At 73.0% G+C, this 12,909-nt stretch carries 9 protein-coding genes; 3 read left to right on the top strand and 6 right to left on the bottom strand.

The annotated features are described in order from the left end of the window. Window positions 1–6 precede the first annotated feature (6 nt). The 3 genes from ccrA to ACFYWQ_RS10265 all read right to left on the bottom strand — a co-directional run bounded on the left by ccrA (window position 7) and on the right by ACFYWQ_RS10265 (window position 4,560). Window positions 7–1,344, bottom strand: a complete 1,338-nt coding sequence (gene ccrA, locus ACFYWQ_RS10275) for a crotonyl-CoA carboxylase/reductase (protein WP_389515916.1) — start codon at window positions 1,342–1,344, stop codon at window positions 7–9. A 461-nt stretch (window positions 1,345–1,805) separates the two neighbouring features. Beyond that, window positions 1,806–2,621, bottom strand: a complete 816-nt coding sequence (locus ACFYWQ_RS10270) for a TetR family transcriptional regulator (protein WP_389514707.1) — start codon at window positions 2,619–2,621, stop codon at window positions 1,806–1,808. 136 nt (window positions 2,622–2,757) lie between these two features. Further along, window positions 2,758–4,560, bottom strand: a complete 1,803-nt coding sequence (locus ACFYWQ_RS10265; RefSeq protein ID WP_389514705.1) for a 3-hydroxyacyl-CoA dehydrogenase family protein — start codon at window positions 4,558–4,560, stop codon at window positions 2,758–2,760. A gap of 422 nt (window positions 4,561–4,982) precedes the next feature. Here ACFYWQ_RS10265 and ACFYWQ_RS10260 point away from each other — a divergent pair, with 422 nt between their 5' ends. Next, window positions 4,983–5,558 carry an adenylosuccinate lyase gene (locus ACFYWQ_RS10260; RefSeq protein ID WP_389514702.1) on the top strand — a complete coding sequence of 192 codons (576 nt, stop codon included), beginning with the start codon at window positions 4,983–4,985 and terminating at the stop codon, window positions 5,556–5,558. 376 nt (window positions 5,559–5,934) lie between these two features. Here ACFYWQ_RS10260 and ACFYWQ_RS10255 read toward each other — a convergent pair whose 3' ends face one another. From ACFYWQ_RS10255 to ACFYWQ_RS10245, 3 genes are all read right to left on the bottom strand, one after another. Then, the gene (locus tag ACFYWQ_RS10255) at window positions 5,935–6,429 is read right to left on the bottom strand and encodes a GNAT family N-acetyltransferase (protein ID WP_389515914.1); all 495 of its coding nucleotides are present in this window, start codon (window positions 6,427–6,429) and stop codon (window positions 5,935–5,937) included. Between the two features lie 167 nt (window positions 6,430–6,596). Continuing rightward, complete coding sequence (locus ACFYWQ_RS10250; protein ID WP_389514700.1) at window positions 6,597–8,174, bottom strand: alpha/beta hydrolase; 1,578 nt, start codon at window positions 8,172–8,174, stop codon at window positions 6,597–6,599. Between the two features lie 135 nt (window positions 8,175–8,309). Continuing rightward, on the bottom strand, window positions 8,310–9,353 hold the full coding sequence (locus tag ACFYWQ_RS10245) for an Rv2578c family radical SAM protein (protein ID WP_389514698.1): 1,044 nt from the start codon (window positions 9,351–9,353) through the stop codon (window positions 8,310–8,312). A 181-nt stretch (window positions 9,354–9,534) separates the two neighbouring features. Here ACFYWQ_RS10245 and ACFYWQ_RS10240 point away from each other — a divergent pair, with 181 nt between their 5' ends. Then, the gene (locus tag ACFYWQ_RS10240) at window positions 9,535–9,978 is read left to right on the top strand and encodes an SRPBCC family protein (RefSeq protein ID WP_389514696.1); all 444 of its coding nucleotides are present in this window, start codon (window positions 9,535–9,537) and stop codon (window positions 9,976–9,978) included. A gap of 313 nt (window positions 9,979–10,291) precedes the next feature. Further along, window positions 10,292–12,835 carry a SpoIIE family protein phosphatase gene (locus ACFYWQ_RS10235; protein WP_389514694.1) on the top strand — a complete coding sequence of 848 codons (2,544 nt, stop codon included), beginning with the start codon at window positions 10,292–10,294 and terminating at the stop codon, window positions 12,833–12,835. Window positions 12,836–12,909: the final 74 nt, after the last annotated feature.

Below are 12,909 nucleotides of genomic sequence, written 5' to 3'. Positions count from 1 at the left end.
GATGTCTCAGATGTTCCGGAAGCGGTTGATGGCGTCGACGTGCTGCGCGCGCTTCTCCGCGTCCCGCACGCCCAAGCCCTCCTCGGGGGCCAGGCAGAGCACGCCGACCTTGCCCTGGTGGAGGTTGCGGTGCACGTCGTGGGCGGCCTGGCCGGTGTCCTCCAGGGAGTACACCTTCGACAGCGTCGGGTGGATCTTCCCCTTGGCGACGAGGCGGTTGGCCTCCCAGGCCTCGCGGTAGTTGGCGAAGTGGGAGCCGATGATCCGCTTCAGGGACATCCACAGGTACCGGTTGTCGTACTCGTGCAGGTAGCCCGAGGTGGAGGCGCAGGTGGTGATGGTGCCGCCCTTGCGGGTGACGTAGACGGACGCGCCGAAGGTCTCGCGGCCGGGGTGCTCGAAGACGATGTCGATGTCCTCGCCGCCGGTCAGCTCGCGGATGCGCTTGCCGAAGCGCTTCCACTCCTTGGGGTCCTGGGTCCGCTCGTCCTTCCAGAACCGGTAGCCCTCGGCGTTGCGGTCGATGACCGCCTCGGCGCCCATGGACCGGCAGATCGCCGCCTTCTGCTCATTGCTGACGACACAGATCGGGGTGGCGCCGCCGGCGAGCGCGAACTGCGTGGCGTAACTGCCGAGTCCGCCGCTCGCGCCCCAGATGAGGACGTTGTCGCCCTGCTTCATGCCGGCGCCGTTGCGGGAGACGAGCTGCCGGTAGGCGGTGGAGTTGACGAGCCCGGGGGCCGCCGCCTCCTCCCACGACAGGTGGTCCGGCTTGGGCATCAGCTGGTTGGACTTGACCAGCGCGATCTCCGCCAGGCCGCCGAAGTTGGTCTCGAAGCCCCAGATCCGCTGCTCGGGGTCGAGCATGGTGTCGTTGTGGCCGTCGCTCGACTCCAGCTCGACGGACAGGCAGTGCGCGACGACCTCGTCCCCGGGCTTCCAGGCGTTGACGCCGGGGCCGGTGCGCAGCACGACGCCCGCGAGGTCGGAGCCGATGATGTGGTACGGCAGGTCGTGCCGCTTCGTGAGCTCGCTGAGCCTGCCGTAGCGCTCCAGGAAGCCGAAGGTCGACAGCGGCTCGAAGATCGAGGTCCACACGGAGTTGTAGTTGACCGAGGAGGCCATGACGGCCACCAGGGCCTCGCCGGGGCCGAGTTCCGGCACCGGCACGTCGTCCAGGTGGATCGACTTGCGGGGGTCCTTGTCGCGGGTCGCGAGGCCCGCGAACATCTCCGTCTCGTCCTTGTGCACGGTGATCGCCCGGTACGACTCGGGGAGCGGCAGGGCGGCGAAGTCGGCGGACGTGGAGTCCGGTGACTGGATCGCGTCCAGGATGTCCTTCACGGTCACGGTGTTGCCTCCGGCGATGAGCGCCCCGAGGGAAGGGCGCTGAGGGTTGCGTCGGTGCTGCTGAGGGGTGAGGGCGGGCCGTCGGTTCGGCGGGTGGTGCGGTCCGGCAGCGCGGGGTGGCGCGGGAGGGTGCCTGTGACGCAGGCGTCCGGGCGCGCGAGCCGTGGGCTTGCGGGGACAGCCGGCGTACGTCTGGTCTCTGCACGCCGGCCGCCCGGACACCTTCAACGTATGACACCGCGTGTCACCCCGCAAGGCACTGAGTGCCAAAAATCGCTCTCAGATGAAATCTTTACGTAACAAATGAGCGATGATCGATCGAACGGGCCCGGAAATCCGCGCGAAAACCTGCCCCGACATGCCAAAACGGCCACCCGGGCGGGTGGCCGTCGTCACAGTGACCGGCGGTGCCGGAGCGCCCTCAGCGCTCCGTCAGTGCTCTCTCAGAGCTCCCCTCAGCGCTCCTTGAGGGCCTGCTCGATGGTCCGCATCACCTCGTCCAGCGGGGCGTCGGTGCGGGCGACCGTCACCAGCACCTCGCCCTGCGCGGAGACCGCGGCGGGAGCCGTCCTGGGGGCCGCCGAGCCGCCCCGCCCGGCCCCGATGCCCGTCCCGAACGTCTTGCGGACGATCGCGAAGGCGTGGTCGAGCTGGGCCTCCACGTCGCCCTGGCCGCCGGCCCTGAGCCAGCGCCGCAGTACGTGGTTGTGGGCGGTGACCACGGCGGAGGCGGCGACCTCGGCCAGCAGCGGGTCGTCGTTGGCGTCGTCGTCGTGGGCGTGCTCGTCGAAGTGGCCGAGGAGGTAGCGGGTGAAGAGGCGCTCGTAGCGGGCCACCGACGCGATCTCGGCCTCGCGCAGGGTGGGCACCTCGCGCGTGAGCTTGTAGCGGGCGACCGAGATCTCCGGCCGGGCCGCGTACATCGTCATCACTTCCTTGATCCCGCGGCACACCGTGTCGAGCGGGTGCTCGTGCGCGGGAGCCGCGTTCAGCACCGCCTCGGCGCGGATCAGCGTGTCGTCGTGGTCGGGGAAGATCGCCTCTTCCTTGGAGCGGAAGTGGCGGAAGAAGGTGCGGCGGGCGACCCCGGCCGCGGCCGCGATCTCGTCGACGGTGGTCGCCTCGTACCCCTTGGTCGCGAACAGCTCCATGGCCGCGGCCGCCAGTTCCCGGCGCATCTTGAGCCGTTGGGCCGCCGCGCGGGAGCCTGCGGCACTTTCCGGCGCGTCGGGCGTGGCGGGGGTACGTGAGGACTTGGCGGGCTGGGACATGCCCTGAACGTACTGCATGTGCGCAGCTCGGCGCGCCTGTGCGCGGTTTCCCCCGCCCCGGGCGGGCGGGGCGGGGGCCGCCGGTTCCAGCAGGCCGCCCCAGTCCTCACCGGCCCGGAACCAGTCGCCGACGCCGTCAGCGGCGGGCATACTCGCGGAAGCCGCGGCCCGTCTTGCGGCCGAGGCAGCCCGCGGCCACCAGGTGCTCCAGCAGCGGCGCCGGGGCCAGTCCCGGGTCCCGGAACTCGCGGTGCAGGACCTTCTCGATGGCCAGCGAGACGTCCAGCCCGACCACGTCGAGCAGCTCGAAGGGGCCCATGGGGTAGCCGCCGCCCAGCCTCATCGCCGCGTCGATGTCGTCGAGGGACGCGTAGTGCTCCTGCACCATCTTGATCGCGTTGTTGAGGTACGGGAACAGCAGCGCGTTCACGATGAAGCCGGCCCGGTCCCCGCAGTCGACGGCGTGCTTCCCGATCTTCCCGCACACCTCGTGGACCGTCGCGTGGACGTCCTCGCCGGTCAGGACCGTGCGGACCACCTCGACCAGCTTCATCGCGGGCGCCGGGTTGAAGAAGTGCATGCCGATCACGTCCTGCGGACGGGAGGTGGCGCGGGCCAGGGCGACGACCGGCAGCGAGGAGGTCGTCGTGGCGAGCACCGCGCCGGGCCTGCACACCTTGTCCAGCGCCGCGAACAGCTGCCGCTTGACGTCCAGGTCCTCGGCGACCGCCTCGACGGCCAGGTCGACGTCGGCGAAGGCGTCGTAGCCGCCGGCCGGGGTGATCCGCTCCAGGGCCTGCGCGGCGGCCTCGGCGGTGAGCCGGCCCTTGTCGACGGAACGGGACAGCGACTTCCCGACGCGGGCCTTCGCGGCCTGCGCCTTCTCCTCGCTGCGGGCGGCCAGCACGACGTCGAACCCCGCCTTGGCGAAGACCTCGGCGATGCCCGAGGCCATCGTGCCGGAGCCGGCGACACCGACGGCGCGCACCGCGCGCCCGGGGACACCGCTCCCGTCCGGGGCGGGCGTCGACGCGTCCGGCACGACCGCCGCGCCGCCCGGCGCCTCGTACGTGTAGAAGCCGCGGCCCGACTTGCGGCCGGTCAGACCGGCCTCGCTGAGCTGCCGCAGGATCGGCGCGGGGGCGTGCAGCCGGTCGTGGGAGGCGGCGTACATGGCCTCCAGGACCGTCCGCGCGGTGTCGACGCCGATCAGGTCGAGCAGGGCCAGCGGGCCCATCGGCAGGCCGCAGCCCAGCCGCATCGCGGCGTCGATGTCCTCGCGGGAGGCGTACTTCGCCTCGTACATCGCGGCGGCCTGGTTGAGGTAGCCGAACAGCAGCCCGTCGGCGACGAACCCCGGCCGGTCGCCGACCGCGACGGGCTCCTTGCCGAGGTCCAGCGCGAGATCGGTGACGGCGGTGACGGCGGCCGGCGCGGTCAGCACCGAGGAGACGACCTCGACCAGCTTCATCGCCGGCGCCGGGTTGAAGAAGTGCAGCCCCAGCACCCGCTCGGGACGCGCCGACTCCGCGGCGAGCCGGGTGACGGACAGCGCGTTGGTCCCGGTCGCCAGGATCGCCCCGGGCCGCACGATCCCGTCCAGCTCCCGGAAGACCTGCTGCTTGATCTCGTACGACTCCGGCACCACCTCGATGACCAGGTCGGCGTCGGCCGCCGCGCCCAGGTCGGTGGAGGTGCGGACCCGGGCGAGGGCGTCCGCGCGCTCCCGCTCGGTCAGCCGGCCGCGCGCCACGGCACGGGCGGTGGAGGCCTCCAGGGCGGCGCCGCACCGCGCCGCCTGGGCCTCGCTGATGTCGATGCCGATCACCTCGCGGCCGGCCTTGGCCAGGACCTCGGTGATGCCGGTGCCCATGGTGCCGAGGCCGACCACGGCGATCGTCCGCAGCGGGGACGGGGCGGGGGACAGGGGAGTGGCCATCGCGGGACTCCAGAAAATGAGGGTGACGACGGGGAACGCGCCCGTGCGCCGAGGGCTCCGGGAACTCCGGAGGGGCCTGGGCGCGACGGGTGCGGAAGGAATGCGGGTGGAGTGCGGGTGGTGCCGGGCTACGAGCGCACACGCCCGGGGCCGTCGCTGCGGACGCGCACGCGTCCGAGCACGGTGATGACCGACCGGCCCTGTCCCGGGACCGGGTCGTACAGGAGGTACCTCGTACAGGAGGTACGAGGAGTACCGAACCGACTGCTCCCGTCGGCGGCTGCGTCACCAGGCCGCCACGAGGGGTTCCGCGAGTGGGTAACTCGCTCGTCTGAGCCTAACCGGCGGGTAACGAGCGCGCCAGCCCTCGGAGTTTGTGATGTACGTCCCGCCGCCGCGTGCCTGTGCCTAGGCTCGGGAGCATGGACGAGGAGTCGCGATCCCTCACGGAGCGTCTGCGGCAGGAGTCGGGGGACTCCGCCGAGTTCGGGCGCCTGGCGGCGACCGACGACCGCGACGCGCTCGCCGAGGTGCTCACCGCCGCCGGGCAGCCCCTGTGGGCCCGGGAGATGGCCGCGTTCCGGCTGGGCGTCGCGGGGGACCGGCGGGCCTTCGAGGCGCTCGTCCTCCTCCTCAACCACCGCGACCCGCCGCGCTGCGCCTCCGCCGCCCACGCCCTGGCCCGCCTCGGCGACCCCCGCACCGCCCGCGCCGCCGCCGCCCTCGCCACCAACGAACTGCGCGTCGCGTACGCCCTGCACCCGGTGCGGCTGCTGGTGGAGCTGCGCGCGCCCGAGTCGGTGCCCGCACTGATCACGACGCTGCGGCGCCGGCTGAGTCCGCACGACCCCTACCGGCGGGTGGCGCTCGCCTGCGTGGACGGCCTAGGCACCCTCGGCGACGACCGGGCCCGACCCGTCCTGACCGACGCCCTCGCCCATCCGGCCCTGGCGGAGGCGGCGGTACGGGCGCTGGCACGGATCGCGCGCCGGGGGTGAGGGGGGTTCGTGCGGGGTGTTGGTGGGCGGTGGGGTGGGCGGTGCGGTGTGTGGGGCACTGCGGGCCGTGGGGGCTGGTCGCGCAGTTCCCCGCGCCCCTGGGGGGTCGGGGTGGCGGTCCGTCAGGGGGCTGGGCGGGGTGGTGTGCTGGGTGGTGCGCTGCGGGTCGTGGGGCTGGTCGCGCAGTTCCCCGCGCCCCTGGGGGGTTGGGGTGGCGGTCCGTCAGGGGGCTGGCGGGGTGGTGTGCTGGGTGGTGCGCTGCGGGTCGTGGGGCTGGTCGCGCAGTTTCCCGCGCCCCTGGGGGGTTGGGGTGACTGTCCGTCGGAGAAGTGCGGGTGGTTCCCCGGGCCACTGAGCGGGTTGCTCTGGGGTTTGCTCAGAAGTCGATCACGTAGCGGACCTCCGGTACCGGCACGCCGTTCACCTCGGTGGGTTCCTCGGTGCCGTCGGGGTGGAAGCCGGCGTGGGTGTAGAAGGCGCGGGCGCGGGTGTTGGCGCGGAGGACCCAGAGGTACATGCGCCGGTGGCCGTCGGCCGTGGTCCGGCGTACCGCCTCGGTGAGCAGGGCCCGTCCGAGGCCGGTGCCGATGCGGGCGGGGTCGACGTAGAGCGCGTACAACTCGGCGTCCGACGTGCGGTGTCCGCCCTCGCGGTAGGGGCCGTGCGCGGCCCAGCCCACCACCTGGCCGGCCTGCTCGGCGACCAGGTTCACCACACTGCCGTCGCCCTGGGCGAACCGGGCCCGGCGCCGCTCGGCGTCCTCGGTGACGCTCAGGGCGTCCAGGTAGGACTGCGGCATCAGACCGCGGTAGGCGCTCCGCCAGCCGCGGACGCGGATCTCGGAGACGCGCGCGCAGTCGTCGAGCGTCATCGCGCGGACGAGCGCGGCGGTCACCGGCTCACCACCGCGAACGCCCCGGCGACACCGTCGGGGGCGGGGATCCTGGTCGGCTCACTCATGGGTGTCGGCTCACTCATGGGTTCATGCTGGACCAGGGCTCCGGCACCGCCCCCGGCGGGGCGCTGTGCGGTGGGTGTTCAGGGGCGGAAGCCGAGTAGTCCGTGGAGTGTTGCGCCGCGGGTCGAGCCCGTGGCGGCCTTCGCGCTCAGCGGCTCGGGGTCCGGCAGTGCGGCGCACACCGCGTCGACCGAGCCGGTGCCGTGCGGCACCGTGCCGTCCGTCAGGTACGCCGCCAGGTGCTTGTCCAGGCAGGTGTTCCCGCTCAGCGTGATGCCGTGGTTCCCGCCGCCCTCCTCGACGACGAGGCGGGAGCCGCGCAGCAGGGAACGGACCGTCGTGGCGCCCTGGTACGGGGTGGCCGCGTCGTCCGTCGCCTGGAACAGCAGGACCGGGGGCAGCTTGCCGTTCCTGATGTTCACCGGGCCCAGCGAGCGCGTCGGCCAGAACGCGCACGGCGCGTTGTACCAGGCGTTGTTCCACGTCATGAACGGTGCCTTCCGGTGCACCGCCCAGTTGTCCGAGCGCCACTCGTCCCAGTCCCGCGGCCAGGAGGCGTCACGGCACTGCACCGAGGTGTAGACGCTGTAGCCGTTCTCCCCGGAGGCGTCGACCGCGGCGAAGTTCTCGTACGCCTCGACCAGCGGGTCGGCGTCGGCGGTGGTGACGTACGCGGCGAACGCCTCGGCGAGGTAGGGCCAGTAGCCGTTGTAGTAGCCGCCCGGCAGGAAGGTGTCCTCCAGTTCGGCGGCCCCCACCTTGCCGCCCGCCGGCCGCTTCGCCAGCGCCGCCCGCATCGCGTACCACTTCGCCTCGATCGCCTCGGGGTCGGTGCCGAGGCCGTACGTGGCGTCGTGCCGGGCGATCCACGCCATCAGGGCCCGGTGGCGGCCGTCGAAGGCGACGTCCTGGGCGAGGTTGTCCTCGTACCACACACCGGTGGGGTCGACGACGGAGTCGAGGACGAGCCGCCGCACCCGCTCCGGGTACAGCTTGGCGTACACGGCGCCCAGATAGGTGCCGTAGGAGTAGCCGAAGTAGTTCAGCTGCCGCGTTCCGACGGCCCGGCGGATGGCGTCCATGTCCCGTACGGCGTCGAGGGTGTCGATGTACGGCAGCACGCTCGCGTACTTCTTGCCGCAGGACTCGGCGAACGACTTGGCGCGCTTGAGGTTGGCCCGCTCGACCGCCCCGGTGGCCGGCCGCGAGTCGGGGCGCACCGGGGTGAAGTGGCCCGGCGCGCAGTTCAGCGCCGGCGTGCTCCTGCCCACTCCGCGCGGGTCGAAGCCGATGACGTCGTACTGGGCCGCCACCTCCTTCGGCAGCGCCGACGCGACGAAGCCGGCGAGCGTCAGCCCGCTGCCGCCGGGCCCGCCGGGGTTCACCAGCAGCGGCCCCTGGTACGTCGTCGCGGTGTGCGGTACGCGGGACAGCGCCAGCGTGATCTTCTTCCCGCCCGGCTTGGCGTGGTCGAGCGGCACCTTCAGGGACGCGCACTGAAGCGTCGGGTAGTCGGTGGTGGCGCACTTCTTCCAGGTGAGCGCCGCCGTTCGGGCGGTGTCCGCGGGATGCGACGGGCCGGCGGCGGCGGGTGCGGCGGTGATCGTCCCGGCCACGACGGCGGCGGCAGCGCACAGCACGGCTGCGCGTTCTCTCATCAGGTCCTCCCAGGACGGAGGTCGACGGACCGCGGTGGTCACGGCCCTCGGCGCATCGTCCCGGAGAGAGCGCCCGTAAGAACCCGTTCTGCCGATTGTTGACCCGATTGCGTCGCGGGATGCCCCCGGACGCGCTCAGATCAGGCTGAGTTGGGTCGGCCCCGACCCGGCGGGCCGCTCCGCCGGTGCGGGCGGCCGGATCCTGCGGGGCAGGCCCGCGCGCGTGGGGCCGATCCCGTACTCCTCCGCCAGTTCGTGGACCTGACGGGTGATCCGGCGCTGGTACCACGTCGGGGCGTAGGCGCCGTCCGCGTACAGCCGCTCGTAGCGGCGCACCAGGTGCGGGTGGTGCCGCCCGAGCCAGGCCATGAACCACTCGCGGGCGCCGGGCCGCAGATGCAGCACCAGCGGGGTGACGGAGGTCGCCCCGGCCGCGGCGATCGCCCGGACGGTGTCGCGCAGTTGCGCCGGCCCGTCGCCGAGGAAGGGGATCACCGGCGCCATCAGCACCCCGCAGCCGATGCCGTGCCCGGCGAGGGTGCGCACGACGTCCAGGCGGCGCTCGGGGGACGGTGTGCCCGGCTCCACGGTGCGCCACAGCTCGGTGTCGGTGAAGCCGACCGACACGGAGATCCCCACGTCGGTCACCTCGGCGGCCTGCTTCAGCAGGTCGAGGTCGCGCAGGATCAGGGTGCCCTTCGTCAGGATCGAGAAGGGGTTCGCGCGGTCGCGCAGGGCCGCCAGGATGCCGGGCATCAACCGGTAGCGGCCCTCGGCGCGCTGGTAGCAGTCGACGTTGGTGCCCATCGCGACGTGCTCACCGTGCCAGCGGGGCGAGGCCAGCTGGCGGCGCAGCAGCTCCGGCGCGTTCACCTTGACGACGATCTGGGTGTCGAAGCCGACGCCGGTGTCCAGGTCCAGGTAGCCGTGGGTCTTGCGGGCGAAGCAGTACACGCACGCGTGCGTGCAGCCGCGGTAGGGGTTGACCGTCCATTCGAACGGCATGCGCGAGGCGCCCGGCACCCGGTTGAGGACCGAGCGGGCCCGCACCTCGTGGAAGGTGATCCCGCGGAACTCGGGGGTGTCGAAGGTGCGGGTGGTGACCGCGTCCGCACCGAACAGCGCGGCGTCCGCCGCCCGGTCGTGGCGGGACTCCACGGTGAGGTTCTCCCAGCGCATGACGCCTCCTCGGTAGCGCTGCGCCCACAATAGAACAAGTGTTCCCATGATCGTGCGACGGCCCTTTCCGACCGTCCCGCGACCGCTTGCGCAACCCCGATTTGGGCGGCCGGGACCCGGGGTGGTTGGCTTGCCCCCACACCCGAGGAACCTTGAGCACCACGGACCTGGAGGAACAGCAATGGCGCAGGTCGAAGCCACCACCGAGCGGGTCGTCGCGGCGGACCCGGAGACGGTGTTCGACACGCTCGCGGACTACAGCGGTACGCGTGCGAACCTGCTGCCCGAGCACTTCAGCGAGTACGAGGTGCGCGAGGGCGGCGACGGTGAGGGCACCCTCGTCCACTGGAAGCTCCAAGCCACCAGCAAGCGCGTCCGCGACTGCCTCCTGGAGGTCACCGAGCCCACCGACGGGGAGCTCGTCGAGAAGGACCGCAACTCCTCGATGGTCACCGTCTGGCGCGTCACCCCGGCCGGCGAGGGCAAGTCCCGCGTCGTCGTCACCACCACCTGGACCGGCGCCGGCGGCATCGGCGGCTTCTTCGAGAGGACCTTCGCCCCCAAGGGCCTCGGCCGGATCTACGACGTGCTCCTCGCCAACCTCGCCACCGAGGTCGAGAAGTAGCCCCATACGGTCGAGGGCCCGGCACGCCACGGCGGTCGGGCCCTTTCGCCGTTTCGGCCGTTCTCCCTCCGGACCGAACCGGACGCGACCGAACCGGACGCGACCGAACCGGACGCGACCGGACCGGACGCGACCGGACCGGACGTGACCGGACCTGATGGAACCGGACCTGACCGGACAGGGCCCCCTCTGTACCCGTCGTCGCCGCGGTGAAACCAATTCCAGGATTGCCGCACATGCCCGGCGACGTGCGCCGTACGGTGGTGGCTGCGGGGACGGATCTTGCACAGCTCTGGGGAGAGAGGTCTGGGCCATGGACCGTGGCACCGACAGGGGCACGCCTCCCAGCCGCGGAGCCGACAGCGGTACGGCGGCCGGTCCCGCCGATGCCGGACGCGTCCCGCTCGCCGTGGTCGTGGTCGACCGCGACGGCCTCGTCTCCCACTGGAGCAGCGGCGCCCGCCGCCTCTTCGGCGTCCCCAAGGACGAGGCGATCGGCCAGGACGCGATCGACCTCCTGCCCGTCTCCGGCGCCCTCCCCGAGGACGACGAGGACCTCCCGTACGACAGTGACCTCCCGTACGCGCAGGACGCGGCCGCCGACGGACTCGGCCCGGGGCTGGGCGACTCCCTCGACGGCGGATTCGGCTACCCGGCCGCGGGACGGGCCCGGCTGACGGTGCCCGGGCGAAGAAGCGAGACGGGGGTTCCCCCGCCCGCGGGGTGCGGGAGGGACCGCGTCGACGTGCTGTGGTGGGCGTACCCGCTCGTCGGACCGGGCCGGGAGCGGCTGCTCGTGCTGGCCGCCGACGCCCGGGCCCTGTACCACCGGGAACAGGCGGACGGTCCGCTCGTCGAGCGCATCGCACCCGGCTTCGCCCTGCACACCGACTTCCCCGGCGCCGCCGACCTCGCCCGCCGGCTCCCCGAGATCCTGCCCAGCATGAGCGTCGGCGAGAGCGCCCGCATCGTCGGCCAGGTCCTCGAACTCGGCTATCCCGTCCTGGAGTTCAGCCAGAACGACCGGGTGCCCGTCACCCCCGACTGGGGTGTGGCCCGGCGCGCCGAACGCAGGGCCCGCCGCGAGCGCGCCGCCCGTGCCGCCGCCGAGGGCCTGCCCGCGCCGGCGGACCTCGACGACGAGGGCGAGGACCTCGACGACGAGGGCGAGGACCTCGAACACGCGGCCGTCCGCGAACGCCTGGAGTTCCTCAACGAGGTCAGCGGCCGCATCGGCACCTCCCTCGACCTCTCCCGCACGATCGCAGAGGTCAGCAAGGCCGTCGTCCCCCGCTTCACCGATGTCGCCGGCACCTATCTGCGGGAACAGGTCGTCGCCGGCGAGGGCTTCCCCGAGGGGGTGCCGGACACCACCACCCTGTGGCACCGGGTCGCCGTGGAGCACACCGACGAACCCGGCCGCTGGGACGACGTGGTCCCCGTCGGCGAGGCCATGCCCTTCCCGGCGGACACCCCGTTCTTCCGGTGCATGACCACGGGCGAGCCGGTCCTCGTGCCGCGCGTCGGCGAGCGGATGGGCCACGCCATCGCCTCGCAGTTCGAGAAGCGCGACATCCGGCCCCTGATCACCGGCCGCTCCCTGCTCGTCGTCCCGCTCAAGGCCCGCGACGTCGTCCTCGGCTTCATGATCCTGCTGCGGCACCCCGAGCGCGCCGAGTTCGACGACATGGACCGGGTCACCGGCGCCGAACTCGCCGCCCGCGCGGGCCTCGTGCTCGACAACGCCCGGATGTACACCTACCAGGAGAGCGTCGCCGAGGCCCTCCAGGACAGCATGCTGCCGCGCATCCCGCCGCGCAGGACCGGCTGCGACATCGCCACCCGCTATCTGCCGGGCACCCTGCTCGGACGGGTCGGCGGCGACTGGTTCGACTCGGTCAAACTGCCCGGCGCCCGCACCGCCCTCGTCGTCGGCGACGTCATGGGGCACGGCCTCGACTCCGCCGCCATGATGGGCCAGTTGCGTACGGCGGTGCAGACCATGGCCGCCCTCGACCTGCCGCCCGCCCAGCTCCTGCGCAACCTCGACGACCTCGCCCAGCGCCTGGGCGACACCTACCTCGCGACCTGTCTGTACGCCGTCTACGACCCGGTCGCGGGCGAACTCCACCTCGCCAACGCGGGCCACATCCCCCCGGTGCTGGTCCGGGCCGGCGACGGCCGCAGCGAACTGCTCGACCTGCCCACGGGCGCGCCGATCGGCGTCGGCGGCGTGCCGTTCGAGGCGGTCCGCGTCCGGGTGGAACCCGGCGACCGGCTCGTGATGTGCACCGACGGCCTGGTCGAGGTGCGCGGCGAGGACATCGGCGTGCGCCTGGCGGCCCTGTGCGCGTCCGCCGCGCATCCGGCCGCCTCCATGGACGACGCCTGCGACACCATCGTCCGCGCCCTCAACCCGCGGGGCGGCCGCAAGGACGACGTGGCCCTGCTCATGGCACGCCTCAACGGCATCGCTGCCGGCGACGTCGCCGAGTGGACCTTCCCCCTCGACCCGCGCGAGGCGGCCCGGGCCCGCGCGGTGGTGCGCGAGCAGCTCCACGACTGGGGGCTGTCCGGCCTCGCGCACCCCGCCGAGCTGATGGTCAGCGAACTGGTCACCAACGCGCTGCGGCACTCCCACGGCCGGCCCGTCGCCCTGCGGCTCGTCCGCGGGGACACCCTGCTGTGCGAGGTGGACGACGACGACCACGAGCTGCCGACCCTGCTGAGCGCCGGGCCCGGCGACGAGGCGGGACGGGGGCTGCGCGTGGTGAGCACGCTGGCCCGCGAGTGGGGCTCCAGCCGCACGGCCGACGGCAAGTCGGTCCGCTTCGAACTGACGCTGCCCCGGCGCTGACGCCGGCCGGAGAGCGCCGAAGGCACGGCGGGCGCGCTCCGGCCTGCCCCCTGCACACCCCGGCGCGCTCCGGG

This window comes from Streptomyces sp. NPDC003247 (assembly GCF_042888135.1).
Classification (GTDB): Bacteria; Actinomycetota; Actinomycetes; order Streptomycetales; family Streptomycetaceae; genus Streptomyces.
The sequence above is the reverse complement of the archived record's forward strand: the minus strand, read 5'-3'. Positions and strand labels throughout refer to the sequence as shown.

Coding starts and splice junctions, on each gene's coding strand:
- ACFYWQ_RS10270 (WP_389514707.1), bottom strand. CDS start 2,621: ATGTCCCAGCCCGCCAAGTCCTCACGTACCCCCGCCACGCCCGACGCG.
- ACFYWQ_RS10250 (WP_389514700.1), bottom strand. CDS start 8,174: ATGAGAGAACGCGCAGCCGTGCTGTGCGCTGCCGCCGCCGTCGTGGCC.
- ACFYWQ_RS10265 (WP_389514705.1), bottom strand. CDS start 4,560: ATGGCCACTCCCCTGTCCCCCGCCCCGTCCCCGCTGCGGACGATCGCC.
- ACFYWQ_RS10240 (WP_389514696.1), top strand. CDS start 9,535: ATGGCGCAGGTCGAAGCCACCACCGAGCGGGTCGTCGCGGCGGACCCG.
- ACFYWQ_RS10255 (WP_389515914.1), bottom strand. CDS start 6,429: ATGACGCTCGACGACTGCGCGCGCGTCTCCGAGATCCGCGTCCGCGGC.
- ACFYWQ_RS10245 (WP_389514698.1), bottom strand. CDS start 9,353: ATGCGCTGGGAGAACCTCACCGTGGAGTCCCGCCACGACCGGGCGGCG.
- ACFYWQ_RS10235 (WP_389514694.1), top strand. CDS start 10,292: ATGGACCGTGGCACCGACAGGGGCACGCCTCCCAGCCGCGGAGCCGAC.
- ACFYWQ_RS10260 (WP_389514702.1), top strand. CDS start 4,983: ATGGACGAGGAGTCGCGATCCCTCACGGAGCGTCTGCGGCAGGAGTCG.